This window comes from Pseudomonas sp. MAG002Y, assembly GCF_019400845.1.
GTDB classification, from domain to species: Bacteria; Pseudomonadota; Gammaproteobacteria; order Pseudomonadales; family Pseudomonadaceae; genus Chryseomonas; species Chryseomonas luteola.
Genome location: NZ_WOEJ01000013.1, coordinates 121,819 through 146,076, shown reverse-complemented (window position 1 = coordinate 146,076; position 24,258 = coordinate 121,819). Strand labels below are relative to the sequence as shown.

The following is a 24,258-nucleotide window of genomic DNA, read 5'->3' as shown; positions in this document are numbered from 1 at the left end:
CACGTAGCGCCGGAGGCTTCGGCAGGGGGTCCGCTGGCGGTTGTGCGTGACGGTGACATGATCGAGCTGGACTGCGAGAATGGCCGTCTGCATCTGGATATCAGCGATGAAGAGCTGCAGGCCCGCCTAGCGGACTGGCAGGACCCGAACGCCAACCTGCTCGGTGGCGGTTACCGCAAGCTGTACGTGGACCACGTGCTGCAGGCCGATGAGGGCTGCGATTTCGACTTCCTCGTCGGCTGCCGTGGCTCCGAGGTGCCGAGACATTCACATTGAGTGAGTTCTCAACGCCCCTTTCCGCATTGGCGAGGGGCGAATGTTATGATGCGCGGCCTCGAAACAGGATCGCCACGTCGCGCCTCATGGAATATCGCAAACCTTCACTTCGCAAAAGCATGCATGCCCGAATCGTTCAGGAGTTGGGCCGGCATATCGTTTCTGGCCACTTTCCTGCAGACTCCAAGCTTCCGCCTGAAGCGTTGCTATGCGAGGAGTATGCTGTCAGCCGCCCGGTGCTGCGCGAAGCAACCCGGGTCTTGGTAGCCAAAGGGCTTGTCTACTCCAAACCCAAGGTGGGCACGGTTGTCAGGCCTCGTCGCGAATGGCATATGCTTGATCCCGACGTACTGCACTGGCTGATGGAAACGACGCCACAAAACGATTTCTTCAACATGCTTTCAAGCGTGCGCTGCATTATAGAGCCCGCAGCCGCCGCGCTTGCTGCTACGCATGCCACACCTGATGACGTAGCGGCCATTGAGAACGCTTATCAGCGCATGGAAGCAGCCAAGACGCCGGAAGAGTGGTTACAACCGGACTTGGATTTCCACAGTCAGATTGCCGAAGCCACTCACAACGACCTCTTGGCTAACCTCTGCAACATGCTATCGCTGGCATTGCGCGAATCGCTCAAGCAGTCAAACAGGCGTCCCAACCTTCATGAGTTCGCCCTTCCCCGCCATAAAGCGATCCTGACGGCTATTCAACATGGCGATGCCCTGGGCGCCAAACATGCCACCCTGGTACAACTGGAAGACGCACGTAAGGCTCTTACACTGGTATTAGAGGGCGAATAGCCATAAAAAAGCCCCGGCACGCCGGGGCTTTTTCATTAACGGAGCGATCAGCTCAGCGCATCACGTGTCGTAACGCCGTTAACCAGACGGGCAATACCCAGCGGGTTAGCGTTCTTGAGTGGCTCAGGCAGCAGTGCATCCGGGTAGTTCTGGTAGCAGACCGGGCGCAGGAAGCGATCGATGGCCAACGTACCTACGGAGGTTCCGCGAGCATCGGACGTTGCCGGGTAAGGGCCACCATGAACCATGGAGTCACAGACCTCTACGCCGGTTGGATAACCATTGATCAATAGGCGCCCTGCTTTTTGCTCAAGCACAGCTGTCAGCTCAGCACCGTAGGTTTCCAAGTCACCCGGCTCGGCAATCAGCGTCGCAGTCAGCTGGCCATGCAGGCCATGCAATGCGCGAATCAGCTCGGCCTTATCGGCAACTTCTACCACAATGCTAGTTGGACCAAAAACCTCTTCCTGTAACAACTCATCACCTTCCAGCAGCAAGCTGACATCAGCCTTGAACAACTGTGGCTGAGCCTGATTGTTATTTTGCTGGGTTGCACCGGCAAGATGAGTAATACCGGAGTGAGCATTCAAATGCTCGAGACCTTTGACATAGCTCTTCAGGGTGCCTGCATTGAGCATGGTCTGCGCCGGCTGGTCATTCATGGTCGCGGCGAAACGCTCCAGGAATGCAGAGAACTCCGGCGACCGAATGCCAATGATCAGGCCCGGGTTGGTACAGAACTGACCACATCCCAACACGACCGAAGCGGCCAGCTCGTTAGCCACATTATCGCCGCGCTGCTTGAGTGCTTCAGGCATCAGCAGAACCGGGTTGATACTGGACATTTCAGCAAAGACCGGGATCGGCTGAGGACGTGCAGCAGCCATATCACACAGTGCGCGACCACCTCGCAGCGAGCCCGTGAAACCGACCGCCTGGATGGCTGGGTGCTTGACGAGCTGCTCGCCGACGCCAGCGCCGTAGATCATATTGAAAACACCAGCCGGCATGCCAGTACGCTCAGCCGCACGAACAATGGCTTCAGCCACATATTCAGCTGTTCCCATGTGACCACTATGGGCCTTGAACACAACCGGGCAACCGGCAGCCAGCGCCGAAGCGGTGTCGCCGCCTGCGGTAGAGAATGCCAGCGGGAAGTTGCTTGCACCGAATACGGCTACTGGACCAAGACCGATACGGTATTGGCGCAGGTCTGGACGAGGCAGCGGCTTGCGGTCAGGCAAGGCACGGTCGATGCGCGCCCCGTAGAAATCACCACGACGCAGGACCTGAGCGAATAGACGCATCTGTCCACTGGTGCGTCCACGCTCGCCTTGGATACGGCCAGCAGGCAATGCGGTTTCGCGGCAAACCAGCTGCACGAAATCGTCACCCAGTGCGTCCAGTTCGTCTGCAATAGCTTCCAAAAAGCTGGCACGCTTTTCAGCGCTCAGGCTGCGATAGATGGGATAAGCCTCTTGCGCAGCACGTGCAGCAGCATCAACTTCTTCAGGCGTAGCCTGATAGAACTTATACGATAACTGTTCTCCAGAGGTCGCATCCACGCTATAGACGATAGTTTCGCCTTTAGCACTACGCGCTCCGCCAACATAGTTATGCCCTGTGATCTGCATGCTTAACTCCTTGACCGTAAAGGGTTTCAGGACACTGCGCGAGCCAATGCTCACGCAGATAAAATGAGAAGAACATCGGTGTCAGGCACTAAAGGTACATCCTGTCGGACTTTAAGTCATCATACAACATAGCAATTTAGTGATTTAACCGGCCTCTTATGAAGGCAGATTTAGCTGACAACCCACGTTTAAAGCACTTGATGTTCAGAAAGTTATAGCGCTTTGATGTTGCCTATTACGAAATCCGGCTTATGGGAAGCGATGCCATTGATCAGAGGTTTACCGAATTCAGGCATGCTGATTTCGAACCGATCTCCCGGCTGCGCCTTGATACCGTCAGCGAAGGACAGTGTAGCCGTTCCGAAAAAATGTACATGTACGTCGCCCGGACGCAAAAACTGGTTGTACTTGAAATGGTGATATTCAAGATTCGCCAGGCTGTGACACATATTCTCTTCGCCTGAAAGAAATTCCTTTTCCCAAAGGACCTCACCGTTACGGCGAATCCGGCTCATACCTGAAAGGTGGCGAGGTAGCTCACCTACTCGTAATTCAGGCCCAAATGCGCAACAGCGCAGTTTAGAGTGCGCCAGATAAAGGTAGTTTTTCCGTTCCATGACATGATCGGAAAACTCATTTCCCAGCGCAAAACCTACCCGATAAGGTTGCCCGTCATCACCGATGACATACAGGCCGGTCAATTCAGGCTCTTCACCGGCATCTTCGGCAAACTCGGGAAGGGGAAAATCCTCGCCCGGACGGACAACAATGCTGCCGTCACCCTTGTAGAACCATTCTGGCTGCGCCCCCACTTCACCGGCCGAAGGTCGTCCGCCTTCAAGTCCCCAGTTGAACATACGCATGCTGTCGGTCAACTTGGCTTCGTCCTGATTGTTGTGCTGATGCATCTTGTCTCGCGTAGAAGCACTGCCCAGATGCGTAAGCCCGGTTCCGGTAACCAGGCAGTGGGCCGTATCGTCATGATCCAGCGGAGGTAATACGCGACGGGCTTCAAGCACACTGTCATAACTCGGCCCTGGCTCGGTACCCTGCGCCTGGACCTCAGCAACCAGATCACGTCCGTTTCGGATTGCATTCAGTGCCAGCTCACGTGTCGTGCGAACATTACGTACAATCTGGAGATTCTCGCCTTCAACCACTCCTACATGGCGCTGGCCTTCTGAAGTCTCAAATTGAATCAGTCTCATGGGGTTTGCTCTTATCGTTATGGGCTGAATGGATAGCGCATACTTTACGGCGCGCGCAGAACGCTGCCTAATGAGAGGTACTGATTAAGTGATAACCTTTGGTTATTCCCATGATTCCATCTTTGAATTCCATTTCATCGCGCCTACGCGTACGTCAGCTCAAGCTTCTCATTGCCCTTGAGGAGCATGGCTCACTGCACAAGGCTGCCGAGCAGGTTGCTATTACTCAACCGGGTGCAACAAAAGCCCTCCATGAAATTGAAGCGACACTAGGCGCCACCCTTTTTACACGTACCAGTCAGGGACTGGTGCCTAACGATCTGGGACGCTGCGTGATTCGGTATGCGCGCCTTATTCAGTCCGACATTGCCCACCTCAGGGAAGAAATGATTGGCATCCTGCATGGTCAGGGTGGCCGGTTGTCCATTGGCGTTATCATGGGTGCGGTGCCGCTGCTCATGCAGTCGCTCAATCGGCTTCGCCAGAAACAGCCGGAACTGTCGATTCATATCGCGGAGGACACCAGCGCGCGACTGCTTGCCCTTCTCGACCAAGGGCGGGTAGACGTAGTGATTTGCCGAACCAGCGTAAGCACCCGGCCTGATGCGTATGAAAAGCTGATCGAACATCCAGAAAGCCTGGCGCTGGTGGCTCATCCCAACCATCCGCTGGCCAACGCATCACTTTCCAGTCTGGACGAGCTGACAGGCTATCGCTGGGTTGTCTATCCCTCCAACATGCCCATGCGCCTCGCGCTCGAACAGCAGTTTCGCCTTGCAGGGCTCGACTTTCCGCGCTATCCCATCGAAACGGCCTCTACGTTCACGATGCTTAGCCTGTTGCAGGAGGATCCGCATCTTCTGGCTGTGATGCCTAGCGATGTAGCGCTCTTCAGTGAACGCTTTGGCTTGCTCAAGCGGTTTTCCATTGACCTGCAAATCAACAGCGAGCCCTATAGCGTTGTCATTCGCCAGGGCATGGACGTCACCGCACCGGCCAAAATGCTGATTGAAGAACTAAGGCAGGATATGGGGCTGACGGTGCAGCCCCATAGGCAGGAGATTACTGCTTGAGGGTCGAGAATTTGTAGATGGTAGTCTGCTTGTATGTCTCGCCGGGATTCAAGCGAGTGCTGGCAAAGTTGGGCTGGTTTGGTGCATCGGGGAAGTGCTGAGCCTCCAGCGTAAACGCTCCCCAGTGAGGATAAACTTTGCCCTGCTTGCCCTTGATGGTGCCATCCAGAAAGTTGCTGGTATAAAACTGCACGCCCGGCTCGGTTGTATACATCTCCAGACGCCGCCCGGATGATGGATCAAAAGCCGTAACCGCTACGGCATCGAGCTGCCCCGGCTTATCAAATGCCCAGTTGAAATCAAAGCCACCCTGTTTGGGCTCGGCATATTTCAGCTGTTGGTCGTTGTCACGAATGTGCGCACCGATAGCAGTCGGATGGACAAAGTCCATAGGCGTACCCTTCACATCAGCCAATTCCCCGGTTGGAATCAGCGTTGAATCAATCGGGGTGAACTTGGACGCATGGATAGTCACCTTCTGGTCAAGAATGGTCCCGTTGCCAGCGCCCGCCAGATTGAAATAACTGTGATTGGTCAGGTTGACTACCGTAGGCTTATCCGTCGTTGCGGTATATTCGATCTGCAACTCGTTATGCTCGTTGAGAGTGTAACGCACAGTAGTTGTGAGCGTGCCTGGAAAGCCCATCTCACCATCAGACGAAACATAGCTAAGCGATACGCCTTTCCAATCCTTGCCCTCGATAGGCTTGGCCTGCCATACCTTGGTATTAAAGCCTTCCGGCCCGCCATGCAGGGCGTTTGGATCATTATTGATCGGCACCTGATACGTCTTGCCATCAAGCTCGAACTTACCCTTGGCCAGGCGATTGCCGAATCGGCCGATCAGCGCACCAAAGTAAACGGTGCCGTTATCCAGATAGCCTTTCACATCATCAAAACCTAGAACGACATCTTCCATATGCCCTTTTGCATCGGGCACCTCAATGGATTGGACGATACCACCATAAGTAATGATGCCAACTCGCATTCCGTTGCTGTTTTGTAACGTATAGCGCTCGATGGCACGGCCATCAGGAAGTGACCCGAACGGGGCACGATCAACATGCAACGAGCTGGCTTGGGAGAGTCCGGACATAAGAGCGAAACCTATACCTAGCAGAACAGCAGACTTTCGGGACACTTTCATCGTATGAACCTCGTATTGTTTTTCTTGTAAGGGACACCTGTGAGCCGCTGGAAAGCTCACCCCGTCACTCTGACACAAAATGAGACGAAGTGACTCCCTTTCTTTCATACGATGATTAAGCGAATCTAGTAGGTCGGCAATGTGACTTCAGCAAACAGGTCTTCAACTTCCTGGCGGCTATGGCACTGCATCGCCTGCACCAGGACTTCACGCGTCAGATGCGGGGCGAAACGACTAATGAAGTCACACATATATCCCCGCAGGAAAGTCCCCCGACGCAAGCCGATCTTGGTAATGCTGGCCTCGAACAATTCACTGGCGTCCAGCGCAACAAGGTCACTGTCGAGCTTATGGTCAACCGCCATATCCGCCACGATTCCCACCCCCAGACCGAGCCTTACATAGGTCTTGATAACGTCGGCATCGGCTGCGGTGAAAACGACTTTTGGCTCCAATCCTCGCCGGCTAAAGGCCTCATCCAGCTTGGAACGACCTGTAAAACCGAATACGTAGGTGACGATGGGATGCTCGGCCAGGGCTTCCAGGGTGAGCTTGGGCACTTTGGCCAAGGGGTGACTATGGGGCACGATGACACATCGATTCCATCGATAGCAGGGCAGCATGATCAGATCACCAAAATGCTCAAGGCCTTCCGTTGCAATGGCAAAATCAACTGTGCCATCTGCTGCCATTTCAGCAATCTGCATAGGTGTACCCTGCTGCATGTGCAGGGCGACATCCGGATACTGCTTCATGAAATCACTGATCACATCCGGCAAGGCATAGCGGGCCTGGGTGTGCGTCGTGGAGATTGAAAGCGTGCCTTTCTTCTCGTTGGAGAACTCTTGAGCGATCTGCTTGATGCTTTCGCACTTACGCAGGATCTCACCAGCGGTCTGGATAATCCGCTCACCTGCTGGCGTAATGCGTGTCAGGTGCTTGCCGCTGCGAGCAAACACCTCTACCCCCAACTCATCCTCAAGCAACCGGATCTGCTTACTGATGCCTGGCTGGGAGGTATACAGGCTTTGCGCTGTTGCAGAAACATTGAGATCGTGATGCGCCACTTCCCATATGTACCTCAATTGCTGAAGCTTCATGATGGCTCCTTGCTATAGCTAACAGCACCGTTGTTATAACCTATACTAACGCACTACAAAAATATTTATAGCCATTGGTAATTATCAATGGCTGCGATGCTGCAACATGGGTACAAGATAGACAGGCACATCCGCCATTTGCAGAACTTTGCCTGCAGTACGTCCCAGCGGTGTATCCCAAGTGCTGCCATGACTATGACTGCCTAACACAATCAAATCGACAGCCAGATCATGGGACTGATCAAGAATGACCTGAGCGGGATCTCCCTGAACGACCCGCACCAGGCGGATACGGTCAAACTCCTGCGCAGTCTCCCCCATTTCATCGCGCAGACACTCAATCACACGCTGCTCAATATTGGCTAAAACGGTATTGAAACCCTGCTTGTTCAATTGTGCCAACGTGGAGGCATCCATATAGGTTTGCAAAATCGAGTCAGCGAACAACCCCAAGGGTTCAACCGCATGTACGACATACAACTTAGCATCATGCGCTCGCGCCAAGGAAAGCGCATGCTGCAAGACAGAGGATGAGTAGATGCCCAGATCAGTTGCATAAAGAATCGATTGGATCAATTGGCCCCCTCAACTACTGACGTGGATGGCCGTCATACGACATGCCGAATGCTTATTCATCACAGGAAAGCGTAGCAGCGTATTGCCACTTCGCCGTGCAAAATGCTGGTAAATGCCTTAATTTGCGAACTTGGTTAGTTAACATCACACTTCTCTCATCAAGGTAAATCATCAGCATCACGGCTCAGACAAGCCAGAATTCCCTGATTCAATTCAGACTCGGTCATCCGCGTTTTCAGCCCGCCATAAAATAGCCCCTGACGTACTACGAACAGAGCAGGCAAGTGAAATACCTCATAGCGCTGCACCATTCCTCCGTTTCGCTCCGCATCGACCCAGGCGATTCGATCGCATGGCAAGTTCATCTCCGGCAAGCGCTCTCGCGCCCACCGGCAGCTTGAGCACCCTTCACTGGTGAAGATAAGCAACGTTACTCCCGAAAGCGCCAACAACGCTTGATCCGCATCAAGATCGCTTAATTCCACAAAGCCTCGCTATTTCGTACTGGTCAAGACATTCAAGGACGCAACAGGCCGCTTCGTCTCTCGAACCGGAAAAGGCCATTGTCGCCTCCTATGAAGACACGTTATGGTTAGCCTCTTGTCCACCTTTTACCGCGTAACGCCAGCCGGTTATGCCCAAGCAGGCACCGTGGCCTCCGAGAACACTATGGCCGATTTACCTATAAATGACCTAAACGTCGTATCAAACGACCCCCTGATAACGCCTGAGCGACTCAAACTAGAGATTCCTTTGACCGAAAGCGCCTCCAAGACAGTCGCTCAGGGTCGCCAGGTGGTGCGTGATATCCTTGATGGCAAGGATCATCGGATTTTTGTCGTGATTGGCCCCTGCTCCATTCATGACATCAAGGCAGCCCACGAGTACGCCGACCGCCTGAAGGTTCTGGCCGAAAAAGTTTCCGATACCCTCTTCCTTGTCATGCGGGTGTATTTTGAGAAGCCGCGGACGACAGTCGGCTGGAAAGGGCTTATCAACGATCCCTACCTGGACGACTCCTTCAAGATTCAGGATGGTTTGCACATTGGTCGCCAATTGCTGCTGGAGCTGGCCGAGAAAGGCTTGCCTACTGCCACCGAAGCACTAGATCCCATCTCACCACAGTATCTTCAGGACCTGATCAGCTGGTCTGCAATTGGCGCCCGGACCACGGAGTCCCAAACGCACCGTGAAATGGCTTCCGGCCTTTCATCGGCCGTTGGCTTTAAGAACGGCACCGATGGCAGCCTGACCGTTGCTATCAACGCCTTGCAATCGGTCTCAAACCCACATCGTTTCCTCGGCATCAATCAGCAGGGACAGGTCTCGATCGTGCAGACCAAAGGTAACCCCTACGGTCATGTGGTCCTGCGCGGCGGTAACGGCAAACCGAATTACGACTCGGTCAGCGTTGCGGTATGCGAACGTGAATTAAGCAAAGCCAAGGTCAAGGCTAATATCATGGTGGATTGCAGCCATGCAAACTCTAACAAGGATGCCTCACTGCAGCCGCTGGTAATGGATAACGTTGCCAACCAGATAATCGAAGGCAACCAGTCCATTATCGGATTGATGGTGGAAAGCCATCTGGGCTATGGCAACCAGCCGATTCCTAAGGATCTCAACGAACTGAAATACGGCGTTTCGGTTACAGATGCCTGCATCGATTGGGAAATGACGGAACAGAGCATCATGAGCATGCATAACAAGCTCAAGGACGTACTGCCCAAGCGCAAGCGCGATTGATTGCCAGCCTTCTTATAGCCGGGTTCTTTACCCGGCTTTTTTATGCCTGTCGATTAGTGAGGAGCCGTTAGCTTCTGCTGACGCCGCTCGATATAACGCTCGACATAGGAGCAGGATGGAATGACGCTGTAGCCACGTGACTCCGCGTACGTCAGTGCGTGTTCGGCTAACGCTGCGGCTATTCCCCTGCCCCGCAGATTATCGGGCACAAAGGTTCTGTAAAAATCCATGGTCTGCTTACCAAGATCCATATAGGCAAGATACGCGCGCTGCCCATCGACGTGGATGACAAACTGGTGAGATGAGAGGTCGTGGTCGATTGAAAACGACTCGTTCATATCTGCTCCTTGGCGGAAAACCGATTACCCGCCTTATCTCTCTTATTGGGAAGCGACATTGCTGCCGAGCCTATTTTCAGACTACAGAAATGGCTGCCCCGTTCGGGCCGGCCATCGCACAACAATCATGACCTTAGGCTTAATACAACGAGCATCTGGCGCAAGACTAAGAGCTTAATAGTGCGTTGAAGTTTGCATTAATACAACCCATTAGCCTTGTAACTGTTTGCCTTAGTCGCGCTCCTTATACCGTCAGAAAACCCGTCATCAGTCACCCTTGGACACTTTTTAAGCAACGCAATGTCAATTTATCGAGCTTATGAGAGGGAAAGTGAAAAAAACTCGCGAACCTTGCATTCGCTCAGTTTACTTACTACACGTTATGAGTAGTATGTAGCGCGCAATTTTCCGCTGGGAAATTTGCACTCTATATGGAAGTCCACCTCAAGGGGATAATGATGAACAACGCTCTGAAATTTGCCGCTCTGGCTCTGGCAGCTGCCCTGGCTACTGGTTGCAGCCACGCTTCCAAAGAAAGCGAAGCCCGTCTGACCGCTACTGAAGACGCTGCTGCTCGCGCTCAGGCTCGTGCTGACGAAGCTTATCGTCATGCTGACGACGCTCTGACTGCTGCTCAGAAAGCTCAGCAGACTGCTGACGAAGCTAACGAGCGCGCTCTGCGTATGCTGGAAAAAGCCAGCCGCAAATAATAGGTCTCTGACCTGTTAAGCCGACTCTCGGGTCGGCTTTTGCGAGCAACAAAAAGCCCGCCATTTTGGCGGGCTTTTTGTTGCCACACTGTTTTATAGCGCTGCAGCAGGCTGATCAGCGGCAGTCGCAGCAGTTTGCGAAGCCTGATTGATGGTAGCAGCCACCTCTACGGGCAGACCATCCTGCGCCGTGACGATATCCTTTACCAATTCCCAGTTCAGCTCAGCGTGACCACTCAAGTCCTCGCGACGGATCATGGCATTCACCACAGCCGTATGCTGGTCGATCATGGCCGGCTTGCCATTTTCGCTCGAGAGCGGCTCATGCGCCTCCAGATACAGCTTGCCTTGGCTGATACCAAACTTATAAGGCTCGTTGATGATGCGTACTGGGGTGTTCACCGGAATCATTCCAACGAACTCCTTGAGATCCTCATTCAGCATCCGGAAACAGCCGTGGCTGACCTGCATGCCGATACCAAATTTCTTATTGGAACCGTGGATCAGATAACCTGGTAGCGCAAGGTTCAACTTGTAGGGTCCAAGCGGATTGTCCGGCCCAGGCGGAACCACGGCTGGAAGCGGATCACCATCGGCGGCGTGCTCGGCACGAATCGATGCAGGCGGATACCAGCTGGGGTCCTTGGTCTTGGCGGTGATTCGGGTAGTCCCAACAGGCGACCCCCATCCTTCACGTCCAATTCCCAATGGGTAGGTGAAAACCGTATTACCCCCTTTGGGGTAGTAGTACATACGGTACTCAGCCAGATTAATGACAACCCCTTCACGCGGCCCAGGCGGCAGGATGAACCGTGTAGGCAGAACCACTTCGGTACCCGCCCCTGGCAACCAGGCATCAACGCCCGGGTTCGCTGCCACCATCTCCGAATAGCCAAGATCGTACTTCTCACCCAGGTCTGCAAACGTGTCCTCGTAGGCAGCCTTGATGACCTGCACCTCACCCACGATATCTTCACCAGGCGGTGGAAGCGGCAATTCCAGGGCGCAAGCCGTACCGGCAGTCAGACTAACGGCAAGCGATAAACAGGCGATAGATGATGCGCGAGACAACATCGGAAAATCCTTTGAAAAGAATGCTGTAAATAGTGTCAGTGTAACACTGCGCCTATAAGGTCGTGAGACCTCAGAGGAACGAAACAGTACCCACTTCACCCCGTTTATCTGCTTCCAGACGTTCCATGCACTGGGGGCATAACTGCGAGTGTCTCAGCCAATGCCGAGCCAATGGCTGAAACTTGGGCTCGGCCGGGAGAAGGCTGCCGCACAATGTGCGATCGGCATGTCCACCTAGCTCAAGCTGGCGTGCAACGATGTGCAGCCGTGTTGTCCGGCAGGCGAACAGATCGAGCTGTGAATCAGGCACGATAAGTTGAAAGCCAAACAAGGACCAGGCGTGACGCGACATTTGAGGCTCCAGAAGGGGGGCGCAACCTTAACGGAAAGGCGTTGACCTGAAAAGCAGGTGAACCGGATTTAACCGCCCCAAACTGTAAAATCTTACAAAAAGTCAGTGCTTTGCATTCTGCGGCCGTTCAAGCAAGGGCTGTAAGGCTTGCCAGGCATTTTCCAATAGTCTTGGCTGTCCGGCTGCATTGGGATGAATTCCGTCTGGCTGCATGTACTGCTCTATTCCTCCAACCCCCTCCAGAAAGAAGGGCACCAGTGCGACCTTTTTTTCTTCAGCCAGACTGGAATAAACCGCAGCGAAACGCTCGGTATACTGAATGCCATAGTTGGGCGGCAACCGCATTCCTAGAAGCAGTACCTTGGCACCTGCCTGCTTGGACTGGTCAATCATTGATGCAAGATTCTGTTGCAATTGCGCAGGGGGCTGGCCACGCAAACCATCATTGCCGCCCAGCTCAATCAGCACAACATCAGGCTTGTGCTCATTAAGTAACGGCGATAGCCGGGAAAGCCCGCCAGCACTGGTGTCACCGCTGATCGAGGCATTGATGACCTTGTAGCTGCCCTTCTGTTCGTCCAGTCGTTTTTCAAGCAGCGAAGCCCATCCTTGGCCCGTTTCTATCCCCAAACCGGCACTGATACTATCTCCAACGATCAAAAGCGTCTGTGCTGCGGCGTGTTGCGCGATTAGAAACAGCGCGAGACAGCCGCCCGATAACCATTTACGCATGCGGAATCCTCATGAGCGCCAGCATTCTAGTTGCCCAGAACCTTAGCAAGGTTGTACCCAGCGCGGAAGGTGAACTCACCATCCTTCATGGCCTCGACCTTGAATTGGCAAAGGGCGACAGCCTGGCCATCGTAGGCAGCTCAGGCTCCGGCAAATCCACTCTGCTAGGCCTGTTGGCCGGGTTAGATCAGCCGAGTGAGGGGGATGTTGTTCTGGCGGGACATGCTCTGGCCGCATTGTCAGAGGATGAGCGTGCGCGAATACGTGCCGAGCATGTCGGATTCGTTTTTCAGTCGTTTCAACTGCTCGACAGCCTGACCGCTTTAGAAAATGTCATGCTCCCCATGGAGCTTGAAGGTTACAAAAATGCGCGTGATCGCGCCGAGTCTCTTCTGGAACGAGTCAATCTGGGGCATCGCCTGAGTCATTATCCACGCCAGCTTTCTGGAGGCGAGCAGCAACGAGTCGCCATCGCACGGGCGTTCGCTGCTAACCCCAAGGTGTTGTTTGCCGACGAGCCTACCGGGAACTTGGATACTACTACTGGCGCCCGTATTAGCGACCTGTTATTCGAACTGAACACAGAGCTTGGAACCACCCTAGTGCTGGTGACCCATGATGAGCGACTCGCGCAGCGATGCAATCGTCTGATACGTCTGGAAAGCGGCCGCCTAGTCACATTGGAGGCCTGAATGACTCGCCTCCCCTTCTTCCGATTATTGCGTCAAGCCAGCCGGCAGCTTATGCGAGAAGTTCGAGCCGGAGAGCTGCGAGTGCTCTTCTTTGCACTGGTGATTGCGGTTGCCTCAAGCTGTGCGATCGGTTATTTCACGGCTCGCCTGAACGAAGCCATGGTGTTGAGGGCCACGGAGTTTCTAGGCGGTGACCTGGCACTGCGAGGTACCTCGGCAGCTCATCAAGAGCAGATCGATGCCGGCCTTGCCCAAGGGCTGAAACATGCTCAAACCATAGAGTTTTCCAGCGTCATTGCCGGTGAACAGGCCATTCAACTGTCCAGCGTCAAAGCCGTCAGCGGCTCCTATCCGCTCAGGGGACAGCTCAAGAGCACGCTCACTCCCCAAGGTCAGGAAACAGTTGGAGGCCTTCCAGATCCTGGGGAGGCCTGGGTCGAGGCTCGCCTGTTACCAGCACTTGAACTGAAGATAGGTGACACGATCGATGTTGGTCGTAAAACACTACGTATTTCTCGCATCCTGACCTACGAACCCGATCGCGCTGGTGACTTTTACAGTTTGACGCCGCGTGTCCTGATGAACAGTGCAGACCTACCGGCCACCGAGGTCATCCAGCCGGGCAGCCGGGTTCGCTACCGAGACCTCTGGAGTGGTAAGGCCGATCAGCTGGAGCGTTACCGGGCAGCCCTCGAACGTAGTCTCGATGTCAATCAGCGAATTGAGGACCCACGCGACGGTAATCGTCAACTCGGCAGCGCCCTGGACCGAGCTCAACGCTACCTGGGATTAGCGAGCCTCGCCGCCGTGTTGTTGGCTGGCGTGGCCGTGGCCATGTCGGCCAATCGCTTCGCAGTCAGGCGCTTCGACGCGAGCGCCCTACTCCGCTGCCTTGGGCTGTCGCGCCGGGAAGCCTTGATTCTGTATAGCCTGCAGCTGGCCATGCTTGGGTTGCTGGCCAGCGTACTGGGCTCTGTACTGGGCTGGCTTGCCCAATTTCTGCTCTTCCACCTGATGGCAGGGTTGCTGCCCGCAACAATCCCCAGTGCAGGACTATTCCCAGCACTTGCGGGTATGGGGACGGGCCTGATCGCGCTTGCTGGTTTCGCGTTGCCGCCCCTGGCTGCACTTGGCCGAGTCCCGCCCCTGCGCGTTCTGCGCAGCGATCTTCTTCCTGTTCCTCCTAGAAGCTGGATCGTCTATGGTACAGCCCTGCTGGCCTTAGGGCTGATCATGTGGCGGTTATCGCTGGACCTCAGGCTAACCCTGGCACTGCTAGGTGGCGGACTGGCTGCCACAGTAGTGCTTGGCGGACTAATGCTGCTGGGCTTGAAAGGATTACGCCGCATGCTAGCCTCGGCACCGCTTGCCTGGCGTTTGGGGCTGGGCCAATTGCTTCGTCATCCAGTCGCTGCTGCCGGACAGGCCCTGGCATTTGGGCTGATTTTGTTGGCGATGGCGCTTATCGCCTTGTTGCGCGGAGAAATACTGGACCGCTGGCAGGACCAGCTGCCAGCGGACTCCCCCAATTATTTTGCACTCAATATCCTGCCTGCCGAGAAGGACGCCTTTGCGGCACAGATCAGCCAGCTGTCGCCCAATCCGAAACCGTTATATCCCATCGTGCAGGGTCGTTTGGTGTTGATCAATGGCGAGCCTGCCAGCGAGATCGTAGAAAGCGAGTCACGCGGAGACCGCGCCACGCGTCGCGACCTTAGTCTTACCTGGGCTGACACACTACCCTCAGGTAATGTCATCACTGCCGGACGGTGGTGGGACGCCACACCTCCAACACGTGATCTGCCGGGCGTATCCGTAGAAGCAGAACTAGCCAAGAGCCTCAAGGTAGGGATAGGCGATCATCTCAGCTTCAATATTGCCGGCAAGATCATAGAGGCGCAGGTGAGTAGTCTACGAACCGTGGACTGGAATAATTTTCAGCCCAATTTCTTCATGATCTTTCAGACGGGAACGTTTACCAATGTTCCCGTCACCTATCTCACCAGCTTTTACATTCCGCCTGGCCATGACCGGGCCATGGTTGAGTTGGCACGTCAGTTTCCAGCCGCGACGTTATTGCCTATCGATGCGATCCTTGCGCAACTACGCAGCATCCTGGGCCAAGTAACCATTGCGGTAGAATTCGTCTTGCTCTTTGTATTGGCCGCTGGAATGACGGTCTTGTTTGCCGGTCTTCAATCCACACTAGATGAGCGCATACGCCAGGGTGCACTTTTGCGGGCACTGGGATCAGAGCGACGACTCCTGATACGCACCCGCCGGGTTGAATTTGCCTTGCTTGGCGCAACCAGTGGACTTTTGGCAGCATTAGGGTGTGAGATCATTACAGCTTTGCTGTATCGCCTTGTGTTCGATATGCCATGGCAACCACACCCATGGCTTTTGCTGCTTCCCCTGATAGGCGCAGCAATGATTGCTGCAGCCGGTCTTTTGGGAACGAGACGGGCATTGACGGTCAGTCCGCTACGCATTCTGCGGGAAGGTTAATCAGGTTTTTATATGGAATGGATGTATGAGTCGATACCGACCGCCTCGTAGTGCAGGCACCCCTTTGATTACGCCCGAAGGCGAAGCGCGCCTGCGCGCCGAGCTGCATGAGCTCTGGAATGTCCGTCGACCACAAGTCACGCAGTCCGTGAGCGAAGCGGCGGCCCAGGGTGATCGTTCAGAGAATGCCGAGTACACCTATGGCAAGAAAATGCTGCGTGAAATCGATAGCCGTGTACGTTTTTTGCGTAAGCGATTGGAGAATCTCAAGGTTATCAGCGAGCGGCCGGCAGATCCCAACAAGGTGTATTTTGGCGCCTGGGTAACCCTGGAAGATGACGAGGGTGAACAGGCTCGCTATCGAATCGTAGGACCGGATGAGTTCGACATAAAACTCAACCAGATCAGCATCGACGCCCCGCTGGCTCGTGCCATGGTCGGTAAACCGCTGGATGCGGAAATTACCGTGCAGACACCAACCGGCGAGAAGCGCTGGTACATCGTAGAAATTGATTACCCCTGACGCCGGGTAATCACGCCTTGCCGGGCGATCCGTGTCAATTCATGCACGACCGCAGCCGCCTGGTCCCTGGAAGGCGCTTCGATGACGGCGAAGTCAAACATGTCCTTGGCAAATTGGCTCAACTCCTGCGGTTGCTGGGCAAAACGGATCTGGAAGGAGCGAGAAGCAGGCCAACGCCTTGGCCAGCCTTCCAGATACCGGAGCAGTGTGGGCTGATGCAGTCCGCCAAGCAAAATGGAAGGATGCGAGCTGAGCGATCCGTGAGTAATGGGGGTCAGGCGCAATTGGCAGTGGGAAATGGTCATGGTGATGGTATCCGCCTCATAAGTCCCGCTGGTCAGCGGTGAGGCAATCACCGGCCAGCGCTTTAGCGGTATTTTTTGAGTCTCGATAGACTCGCGCCCCGCAAGTTGCTGTTTAAATCGGCGCATTCGAATCCTAGGCAAGCGGTACTCATGCTGTCAAGCACGGCGGTTTGCCAACCGGATTAACGACTGGCAATACGGATGCTGCGCTTGCCCTCTTCCAGCCGGTCACGCTCGCGGGCATACGCCAGATAGTATTTATTGACGCTGCTGACGTAATTGACGACGCCCATCCCATATTTTTCAGAGGCAATTCGCTCGACCTGAAAGAACCACTTGTTAGGGTTAAGCCCCTGTCGCTTCGCTTCGGTCCGCAGCCGCTGAACCCGCTCTGGTCCCAGGTTGTAAGCTGCGAGAACAAAAGCCCGACGCTCACGCTCATCCAGCGTGCGGCTTGAAAAGAATTGGCGGCGCAGCTTTGCCATATAGCGAGCAGCAGCCTGCACATTGCCGTCAACCGTGCGAATATTCTTGACCCCAACGCTTCGGGCCGCCGATGGTGTAATTTGCATCAGCCCTGTTGCGCCACCGCTACCTTTGGCAGCGCCATCCAGACCTGATTCCTTGTAAGCCATAGCCGCCAGGGTTAGCCAATCCAGATTGTAAGTGTTCGCGTATCGCTTCAGGACCGGACGAACTTCGGTAAGCCGCTGGTGATCGTCTGTACCTAACGGATTCCGGACCTTGGAACTGCCTTTGTAGGCCTTTTGAAACGCCACATCGCTGCCGGTCGGCATACGATGTCCAGCAAGAAAGCCATTCACCGCTTTACGCAGTTCAGGGGTATCGCGCCGGACAAACCAAGTCATATCCTGCTGCTTGGCCACTACTAGCCGCCGCTCTACATGAAGCTTGGGCAAGACCTTGGCCCAGCGGTCTGCAATAGGCTGTTCAACGACCGTAAGGGAGAAGATTCCAGCGGAAACCATTTCCAGCACATCCTCAACACCCAGGCTGGAGTCAACCCGCTCAAGCTCGATGGGCTTGAGCTTACGCTTAGCAAGTTGCGCATTCAGCTCGCGCAACGCGGGTTCGGCTGCGCTACCGGCTGGCAGAGTGAGCTGGCGACCAGACAGCTGATCTAGACGAGTATAGCGACGCTGCCCTGATCGGCTGACGACTACAAGTGGCGTATTGGTCATCAGTGGATGGCTGCGTACGATCTTGGTCCCGATAGGCCCCGAAAACAGCTCACCCGGAGCAGCAATATCACCCTCACCCCGCTCTAGCGCAGCCAGTAATTCCTCTTTAGGCTTTGGGATGAAAACAACCTTGAGCGGCTGAGCCTTTTTGCCCTTGGCGTTGAGATACTGCTCGAAGGCAGCAAGACGACGGTACTCTATGCCGATGGGCTTGCCGTCCAGTTCGCCGGAGCTGTTACGGTTCTGATTGACCAGGACACGCAGCACGCCTGCAGTTCGAATCGCAGACAGGTCACGTACGGTCTTCTCCTGCTTCCAGTGCTCTGTACTTCCGACCCGTGCCTGGGCAGGAAAAGGTGACAACAACAGCAGACAACACACAACAATAAGATGACGCGCCATCCGGTTCTCCATGGTTGGCCAAGCGCAAGACAAGGCGCAACGACGCCCTCCCTTTCCAGGAGGCAATGGAAGCCGAACTACCCATGAACACCGACATAATCCTGTTCATGATCGACTTTTTTATTAAATGGACAGACTGATACTCAGCTGGCCACCGTTTATTAGGTATTTCTCATGCAACTGATCGACATCGGCGTCAATCTGACTCATCCCAGCCTGGCGCGAGAAGCCGAAGCCGTTATTGAGCGAGCGCGCACAGCGGGTGTCGTTCAAATGGTACTGACCGGCACAAGCCTTGCTGAAAGCGAGGCTGCGCTCGAACTTTGCCGCACGCTGGATGACTCGAACACGCTGTTTACAACAGCCGGCATTCATCCACACGAAGCAGCAAGCTGGACCGCCACGACAGGTAACAGCCTCAAGGCGCTGGCAAAAGAGCAGAAAGTACGTGCTCTTGGCGAATGCGGACTGGACTTCAACCGCGACATTGCTCCCCGCTCCGTGCAAGAGAAAGCGCTTGAAGAACAACTGGCCATAGCCGTTGAACTACAACTTCCGGTCTTCCTGCATGAACGAGACGCCAGCGAACGTCTGCTGGCCATTATACGCGATTTTCGCGACAAGCTTCCCGCGGCTGTCGTGCACTGCTTTACCGGCGAAAAACAGGCCCTCTATCAATACTTGGATCTGGACCTGCACATCGGTATTACCGGCTGGATTTGTGACGAGCGTCGCGGTACACACCTTCATCCGCTGATGAATGACATTCCCATGGGCCGCCTGATGCTGGAAAGCGACGCGCCTTATCTGCTACCGCGCACGCTACGCCCCAAACCCAAGAGTGGGCATAACGAACCAGCATTCCTGACTGAAGTACTGCATGAAGTGGCTCGTCATCGTCACGAGTCGCCTCAGGCCCTCGCCGCACATACCACAGTCACAGCCCGGCAGTTTTTCAACCTGCCGGTGATTGAAGCGAGTTTTGAAGATCCGGCCTAAAGCTGCTCTTTATTGTGCCGTTAACCTGAACGGAAAGAAGCGGTCGCCTCTGTAGACCGCTTCGACATTTTGTTCCGGCTCGATGCTGGAAAAACTCCCGTTACGGACACAACATTCCATGAGTGGTTGGATTCGAGACATTTCCCTGAAGTACAAATTCTGGGCCGTCAATGCCGTTGCTTTCTTTACGACGTTGTTACTGGTCTTGTTTGCCATGCATCTTGAGCAGAATGCCCGCCTTGATGCCGGTCAGAACGCTGCCAGACTGGAAGCCAGCCATCTATCGACGTTAGCGGCTGCTCAATTCCCGGTTACAGACACAGCGGTGAAACTCAACGATACCGCTGCGCTAGCGCGTCTTGGAGTCGATGCAGTCTCGCTGAGTGGAAAGCGGGACTGGGTGGAACTGGAGCGCAGCGAAGCGCTGGCAGGAGCCTGGGTTGCCCAGACCTCCGATGGTCAGCCGTTTGCCATAACCGTTGAGCGGGTGAGCTTTGGCGAGGTCTTCATGCATCGCGCCTTCGAATACGGTGTGGCCGTTTTCGTGCTAATGCTGGTACTACTGTGCGCCTCTCAGCTTCTGATCCGTTTCATTCTGACCAACCTGCATACACTCAAGGATGTCATGCTGCACGTAGAGCGCAGTGGTGACCTGTCGGCACGAGTACCGCTCAACAGCCGTGACGAAGTCGGCCAGATGGCCAACGCGTTCAATGCAATGCAGGGGGGCTATCAACGTATTGTCATGACGGTGACCGAGACCGCCACTCGACTGGATGAGGGCGCAGCACGTCTGGCCAGTACGATGCGGGAAGTACAGCGCGGCATGTTGAATCAGCAGAGCGAAACGGACCAGACGGCAACAGCCATCAATGAGATGTCTGCAACGGTCCATCACATCGCCCAGCACACCGCCGACACTCGGGATCAATCCAAGGAAGCCGATCGTTTAGCCGGTGCCGGACAGGCCGTAGTCGAGCGCGTCAGCCAGTCGATCTCCGGACTTTCCCAAGGCGTTCAGCAGACGGCCGAAATGATCCAGCATCTGGCTGACAACAGCCAGAAAATCAGCAGCGTCGTCAGTGTCATTCATGGTATTGCCGAACAGACCAACCTGCTGGCACTCAATGCTGCCATTGAAGCGGCTCGCGCGGGCGAAATGGGCCGCGGGTTTGCCGTCGTGGCTGACGAGGTCCGTAATCTGGCACAGCGTGTACAGGATTCAACCAACGAAATCACTCAGATGATTGCAACGCTTCAGGCAGGAACGCGCGATGCGGTTGAATTCATGAACGAAAGTTCGATCAAAGCAGATGGATGTGTTGAAGAAGCTGCCGAAGCCGGACAGGCCTTGGCGGCGATTGCTGGAGCCGTGGCGCAGATGCGCGACAGCAACACGCAGATTGCGGTTGCCGCCGAGCAGCAGTCTCACGTAGCAGAGGAAATGAGCCGCTCAGTGGTCGGTATACGAGACGTTACCGAGCATACTGTACGGCAGACATCCGATGCATCGGCAACCAGTCAGGAGCTGGCCGCATTGGCGGGCGACCTGAACAGGGCCATCCAACAGCTCAAGCTTTAAGCACAAGCAATCTATGGCTTTGATAGTGAGGAACGATTCGCGACCACATTATCAAAGCCCTTACAGTAAGTGTATCAATTAACAGGAGTGCAATCATGCGCCATATGATGAATCGGGCCTCCTCACGCGATACGGCACTGATGCTGTCGGTCCCGCTTGTCAGCCTGTCTGCGCTGACTGTTACCAGCGGCCTGCTGTGCCATAGTCTTACCAGTGTTGCAGTGGGCGTCGTAGGTATCGTAGCGGCAATGGCGATCCAGTTTCACGAGCCGAGCAAGAAGTCCCACTCGCTTTTCGTCAGCTGATCGAGCGCTCTCTCTAGGCCTGATCAGTGCTTTTTGATGTTCTTAGAGCGTTTTTCAAAGCCTTTAGCTGCGCTTTAAGAAGATGTTCATCCACAGTTTCGCGGCTGTAGCGCTGGCGTTCGAAGGTCAGGCAGAACGCTTCAATTTCGCCTTGCTGGTGAGGGAGTCGTTGAATAGTACGCTGCATGAAATGACGGACGGTTTCAGCTTTCTCACGAGTCAGTCCGTAGCGCCTTACCACTCGCTCGAACTGATTGAATAGCCGTGTTTGTGGGTCAGTTGCCTGTTTCCAGGGTTTGAGCAGCCATACCGCCAATAGCCCCATCAACAATCCCCCACCGCCAACAAGCGTCGCAACAAACGTGGCACTATCGACCTTGCCAAACCAATTCCGCAGCAGGTCGCCTTGCGTCTCAGCCTGATAATTTAGAACCCAGCGCTGCCAGCCATAGTTGAGCCTGTCCCACGCCATCCGGGCTTCGTTAAGCCAGGCGAGTTGTCGATAGCGCATCGGTGAGAAGGGTGACGACTCTAGAAAAGCACCTTCACCTCGTGCACTTGACAACGCATCCTCAAGGCCACGCTCTACCCGCTCGGGCGCGACTTGGGCCGTAGGGTCGGCGCTTACCCAGCCTTTTCCGGAAACCCAGTACTCTACCCAGGCGTGTGCATCAAATTGATGGACCGTCAAGTAATTACCTGCCTGGTTGTATTCTCCTCCCTGATAACCCGCCACCATACGTGCAGGGATACCGGCGACACGCAGGAGAAATGTCATCGCACCAGCATAATGGGCGCAAAAGCCACGACGATGCTCAAAGAGAAAGGCATCGATAGCATTCGTCCCCCCGACTGGCGGTTTGAGGGTGTAAATAAAAGGCTCCTCACGAAAATAGCGCAGTATCGCCTCTGCCAATGCCTGAGGCTCGGGATAGCGCTGCTGCAGATCTTTAATCCAGGCACGCGCTTGCAGGTCGTTGTTGGTAGGTAGTTGTAGTGCGCGCCGTGAGTTGGCCGGATTTATAGCCTCCTCGCGTATCACCTGCGGCCATGATGTCGCTTCGTACATCAAAGGTGTATCAACGGGTCTTCGGCGTTGCAGGTGGAAATCTCCGACCAGCCTGACGTCACTCTGATTGGTTTGCGGCACGTCTAGCGCAAACAGCCAAGGCTTCTGGCTTGGCTCCATAACTACCGTGTAGTGAATAGCAACGCCAGCCGGTTGCCATTGTGGGACGGTGCTGTAGGCAGTTTCCTGGCTGACCGACCAGCGCTGGCCATCGAAGCGCTCGAAAGTTACTGCTCTCCAGTAAAGCGTATTGCGTAGCGGAGGCGTCCCTTCGAAGCTGACTCGAAATGCCCGCTCGGCAGATTGGGAAAGTTCGGCAATCTCGCCGGGAGCGATATTGTCCGAAAGCCCCGTTACGGCCTTGTCACCCGATTGTGGCATTGACCACAACGGTCCCATGCGTGGAAAAAAGAGAAACAACACGAGCATGAGTGGCAGTGCCTGAAGCACCAGGCTTCCGGCCAACCTGTAGGTAGGCCATGGCCGATGCGCCATGCCGCTCTGTTGGAGGCCAATGAGCGCCGCCAGCAGCGTAGAGATGGGCAACAGGCTATACAAGGCGGCAAGAAAGCTGTCATCAAACAGGTAAGCAATGACAACCGCAAAAAAGCCCAGAAAGATCACTACCAAGGCATCCCGCCTTGTGTTCATTTCGACCAGTTTAAGCACAAACATTGAGATGAGCAGCGCGGTTCCGCCGTCCAGCCCGATCACCGTACCCTGGGCGAACCAGACACTAGCGGCAGCTACAATCAGCAAGCCGGCTTTTTCAATCCGGGTAGGCGCCCGAGCCCTCATCCTGAACTGCTGAACACGCCAGAACGCGCACCCCAGCCACAGCCCGACGATCCAGAACGGCAGATGGAACAAGTGGGGCGCAATGACTAATGCCTGGGCAACCAGCAACCAGGTTAGCGCGATACGGGGGATAGGTTGAACGGCTGTCATGAGGGCTGTCCGAACAGAGCCAGTGCCTTGAGCGATGCCGACTGATGCGCCTCACCGGTATCAGGGCCCAGCACGGTTCCTGGTAAGCGCAGCCCAAACCGTTGCTGCTTGGCGGAGCAAACCAGAACCCAGTGGCACAGTTGGGATAGTCGTGCTTCGACATCTCCGTCCAATACAGAAAAGTCGAGCCATAAATCACTGCCTGTCAGCATGGCGAAATCCCGGACCAATAGGCCCTGTCCACGCGAGTACGCTTTCCAGTCCAGCCGGCGACGTGAGTCCCCGGGCTGATAAGGTCTGAGCCCCAGAAAATCATCAGCACCCTGCCCTTGAGTGCGGGCACCTTCGTCAGCGTCTGCGTCAAGACCCGCCGGCAACAGCAAATCACCCGGTATCGGTTTTGGGTAGATCAAGGCTTTCTGCTCCAGATCAAGCCAGCTCCATGCCACCATCAGCCCCAGCGGAAATCGGCTTTCTACCCGCAGCCTGCCGGGCCTCAACCATCCCCGCCTCACGGGTGTCAGGAAGAGGTCCAACTCACTGGCGCTACCTGCCTCGACATCGGTGTATTGAAGCGTGTCCTTACCCCACCCGATTGCAATGGCCTGATGGGCGCGCCCTTCATCGTCCAGACGCACCCGAAACCGCACGGGCTCGTCGACGAACGCTGGCGCTGACCCAGCTGCCGTCAACCGCAGTCCCGCTAGATTTCGATAGGTATGCAGGATGGTGACGATCCCAACCGAAAACAGCAGAAACGTCAGGCCGTACGCCAAGCTGTTCTGGTAGTTGATGGCTGCAAGCAGCATCAAAATCAACGCAACGCCAAACGCTGTGCCCTGGCGGGTGGGAAGGATAAAAATGCGCTTCTGGTGCAATACCATGGATGGCGCAGCGGGTATGCGTCGATCGAGCCAGGCGCTCCACTGACGACGGAAAGAACCTGCTTTCATAAGC

25 protein-coding genes are annotated in these 24,258 nt (G+C 55.1%); 11 read left to right on the top strand and 14 right to left on the bottom strand.

Annotated features, from left to right (window positions below; translation table 11 throughout):
- Together GM154_RS18610 and GM154_RS18605 are read left to right on the top strand one after the other, a co-directional pair.
- Nucleotides 1-276, top strand: a 276-nt coding sequence (locus GM154_RS18610) for a dihydroxy-acid dehydratase (RefSeq protein ID WP_219653025.1), incomplete at its 5' end; no start/stop codon positions are given.
- 86 nt (nucleotides 277-362) lie between these two features.
- A complete protein-coding gene (locus GM154_RS18605; protein ID WP_074827402.1) occupies nucleotides 363-1,076 on the top strand; it encodes a FadR/GntR family transcriptional regulator in 714 nt (237 codons plus the stop codon).
- A gap of 47 nt (nucleotides 1,077-1,123) precedes the next feature.
- On the opposite strand, the gene GM154_RS18600 is transcribed toward GM154_RS18605, so the two are convergent.
- Both GM154_RS18600 and araD1 read right to left on the bottom strand, forming a co-directional pair.
- Entirely contained in the window at nucleotides 1,124-2,710 is a 1,587-nt protein-coding gene (locus GM154_RS18600; RefSeq protein WP_125888922.1) for an aldehyde dehydrogenase (NADP(+)), read from the bottom strand.
- 212 nt (nucleotides 2,711-2,922) lie between these two features.
- Entirely contained in the window at nucleotides 2,923-3,918 is a 996-nt protein-coding gene (gene araD1 / locus GM154_RS18595; RefSeq protein ID WP_219653024.1) for an AraD1 family protein, read from the bottom strand.
- A 110-nt stretch (nucleotides 3,919-4,028) separates the two neighbouring features.
- Between araD1 and GM154_RS18590 the strand changes: the two genes are divergently transcribed.
- The gene (locus tag GM154_RS18590; RefSeq protein ID WP_019365966.1) at nucleotides 4,029-4,991 is read left to right on the top strand and encodes a LysR family transcriptional regulator; all 963 of its coding nucleotides are present in this window, start codon (nucleotides 4,029-4,031) and stop codon (nucleotides 4,989-4,991) included.
- On the opposite strand, the gene GM154_RS18585 is transcribed toward GM154_RS18590, so the two are convergent.
- From GM154_RS18585 to GM154_RS18570, 4 genes are all read right to left on the bottom strand, one after another.
- Nucleotides 4,981-6,138, bottom strand: coding sequence for an aldose epimerase family protein (locus GM154_RS18585; protein WP_125888924.1), 1,158 nt, complete (start codon nucleotides 6,136-6,138; stop codon nucleotides 4,981-4,983). The genes GM154_RS18590 and GM154_RS18585 overlap by 11 nt on opposite strands.
- Nucleotides 6,139-6,263: 125 nt before the next feature.
- Complete coding sequence (gene cysB / locus GM154_RS18580; RefSeq protein ID WP_074827412.1) at nucleotides 6,264-7,238, bottom strand: HTH-type transcriptional regulator CysB; 975 nt, start codon at nucleotides 7,236-7,238, stop codon at nucleotides 6,264-6,266.
- A gap of 84 nt (nucleotides 7,239-7,322) precedes the next feature.
- On the bottom strand, nucleotides 7,323-7,814 hold the full coding sequence (locus GM154_RS18575) for a universal stress protein (protein WP_019365963.1): 492 nt from the start codon (nucleotides 7,812-7,814) through the stop codon (nucleotides 7,323-7,325).
- Between the two features lie 158 nt (nucleotides 7,815-7,972).
- The gene (locus GM154_RS18570) at nucleotides 7,973-8,299 is read right to left on the bottom strand and encodes a thioredoxin family protein (protein WP_019365962.1); all 327 of its coding nucleotides are present in this window, start codon (nucleotides 8,297-8,299) and stop codon (nucleotides 7,973-7,975) included.
- Between the two features lie 184 nt (nucleotides 8,300-8,483).
- Here GM154_RS18570 and GM154_RS18565 point away from each other — a divergent pair, with 184 nt between their 5' ends.
- Nucleotides 8,484-9,560 (top strand): 3-deoxy-7-phosphoheptulonate synthase, encoded by a 1,077-nt coding sequence (locus tag GM154_RS18565; protein WP_026003971.1) that lies wholly within the window; start codon nucleotides 8,484-8,486, stop codon nucleotides 9,558-9,560.
- A gap of 53 nt (nucleotides 9,561-9,613) precedes the next feature.
- Here GM154_RS18565 and GM154_RS18560 read toward each other — a convergent pair whose 3' ends face one another.
- Nucleotides 9,614-9,898, bottom strand: coding sequence for a GNAT family N-acetyltransferase (locus tag GM154_RS18560; protein ID WP_010797773.1), 285 nt, complete (start codon nucleotides 9,896-9,898; stop codon nucleotides 9,614-9,616).
- 458 nt (nucleotides 9,899-10,356) lie between these two features.
- Between GM154_RS18560 and GM154_RS18555 the strand changes: the two genes are divergently transcribed.
- On the top strand, nucleotides 10,357-10,608 hold the full coding sequence (locus GM154_RS18555; RefSeq protein ID WP_219653023.1) for an Lpp/OprI family alanine-zipper lipoprotein: 252 nt from the start codon (nucleotides 10,357-10,359) through the stop codon (nucleotides 10,606-10,608).
- 93 nt (nucleotides 10,609-10,701) lie between these two features.
- Here GM154_RS18555 and GM154_RS18550 read toward each other — a convergent pair whose 3' ends face one another.
- The 3 genes from GM154_RS18550 to GM154_RS18540 form a co-directional block, all read right to left on the bottom strand.
- Complete coding sequence (locus GM154_RS18550) at nucleotides 10,702-11,682, bottom strand: L,D-transpeptidase family protein (protein WP_150347707.1); 981 nt, start codon at nucleotides 11,680-11,682, stop codon at nucleotides 10,702-10,704.
- 70 nt (nucleotides 11,683-11,752) lie between these two features.
- A complete protein-coding gene (locus GM154_RS18545; RefSeq protein ID WP_010797770.1) occupies nucleotides 11,753-12,034 on the bottom strand; it encodes a hypothetical protein in 282 nt (93 codons plus the stop codon).
- 102 nt (nucleotides 12,035-12,136) lie between these two features.
- Complete coding sequence (locus tag GM154_RS18540) at nucleotides 12,137-12,766, bottom strand: arylesterase (RefSeq protein ID WP_219653022.1); 630 nt, start codon at nucleotides 12,764-12,766, stop codon at nucleotides 12,137-12,139.
- 11 nt (nucleotides 12,767-12,777) lie between these two features.
- Here GM154_RS18540 and GM154_RS18535 point away from each other — a divergent pair, with 11 nt between their 5' ends.
- The 3 genes from GM154_RS18535 to greB are packed head-to-tail and all read left to right on the top strand — an operon-like array spanning nucleotide 12,778 to nucleotide 16,489.
- Nucleotides 12,778-13,458, top strand: a complete 681-nt coding sequence (locus GM154_RS18535) for an ABC transporter ATP-binding protein (protein ID WP_010797768.1) — start codon at nucleotides 12,778-12,780, stop codon at nucleotides 13,456-13,458.
- Nucleotides 13,459-15,966, top strand: coding sequence for an ABC transporter permease (locus GM154_RS18530; protein WP_219653021.1), 2,508 nt, complete (start codon nucleotides 13,459-13,461; stop codon nucleotides 15,964-15,966).
- A gap of 25 nt (nucleotides 15,967-15,991) precedes the next feature.
- Complete coding sequence (greB, locus tag GM154_RS18525; protein ID WP_010797766.1) at nucleotides 15,992-16,489, top strand: transcription elongation factor GreB; 498 nt, start codon at nucleotides 15,992-15,994, stop codon at nucleotides 16,487-16,489.
- Here the strand turns inward: greB and GM154_RS18520 are convergent.
- Together GM154_RS18520 and GM154_RS18515 are read right to left on the bottom strand one after the other, a co-directional pair.
- Nucleotides 16,480-16,794: a hypothetical protein gene (locus GM154_RS18520; RefSeq protein WP_037030853.1), complete on the bottom strand. Its 315-nt coding sequence runs from the start codon at nucleotides 16,792-16,794 to the stop codon at nucleotides 16,480-16,482. The two genes, greB and GM154_RS18520, sit on opposite strands and share 10 nt — an antisense overlap.
- Nucleotides 16,795-16,976: 182 nt before the next feature.
- Nucleotides 16,977-18,398, bottom strand: a complete 1,422-nt coding sequence (locus GM154_RS18515) for a transglycosylase SLT domain-containing protein (protein ID WP_219653020.1) — start codon at nucleotides 18,396-18,398, stop codon at nucleotides 16,977-16,979.
- A 174-nt stretch (nucleotides 18,399-18,572) separates the two neighbouring features.
- On the opposite strand from GM154_RS18515, the gene GM154_RS18510 reads away from it, so the two are divergent.
- From GM154_RS18510 to GM154_RS18500, 3 genes are all read left to right on the top strand, one after another.
- Complete coding sequence (locus tag GM154_RS18510) at nucleotides 18,573-19,397, top strand: TatD family hydrolase (protein WP_197873100.1); 825 nt, start codon at nucleotides 18,573-18,575, stop codon at nucleotides 19,395-19,397.
- Nucleotides 19,398-19,515: 118 nt separating this feature from the next.
- A complete protein-coding gene (locus tag GM154_RS18505) occupies nucleotides 19,516-20,979 on the top strand; it encodes a methyl-accepting chemotaxis protein (protein WP_219653019.1) in 1,464 nt (487 codons plus the stop codon).
- Nucleotides 20,980-21,074: 95 nt separating this feature from the next.
- Nucleotides 21,075-21,284 carry a hypothetical protein gene (locus GM154_RS18500; protein WP_125888931.1) on the top strand — a complete coding sequence of 70 codons (210 nt, stop codon included), beginning with the start codon at nucleotides 21,075-21,077 and terminating at the stop codon, nucleotides 21,282-21,284.
- Nucleotides 21,285-21,297: 13 nt separating this feature from the next.
- Here the strand turns inward: GM154_RS18500 and GM154_RS18495 are convergent, their stop codons facing one another.
- Nucleotides 21,298-23,301, bottom strand: a complete 2,004-nt coding sequence (locus tag GM154_RS18495) for a DUF3488 and transglutaminase-like domain-containing protein (protein ID WP_219653018.1) — start codon at nucleotides 23,299-23,301, stop codon at nucleotides 21,298-21,300.
- Nucleotides 23,298-24,254 (bottom strand): DUF58 domain-containing protein, encoded by a 957-nt coding sequence (locus GM154_RS18490; RefSeq protein WP_219653017.1) that lies wholly within the window; start codon nucleotides 24,252-24,254, stop codon nucleotides 23,298-23,300. The genes GM154_RS18495 and GM154_RS18490 overlap by 4 nt, the downstream gene beginning before the upstream one ends.
- Between the last annotated feature and the right edge of the window lie 4 nt (nucleotides 24,255-24,258).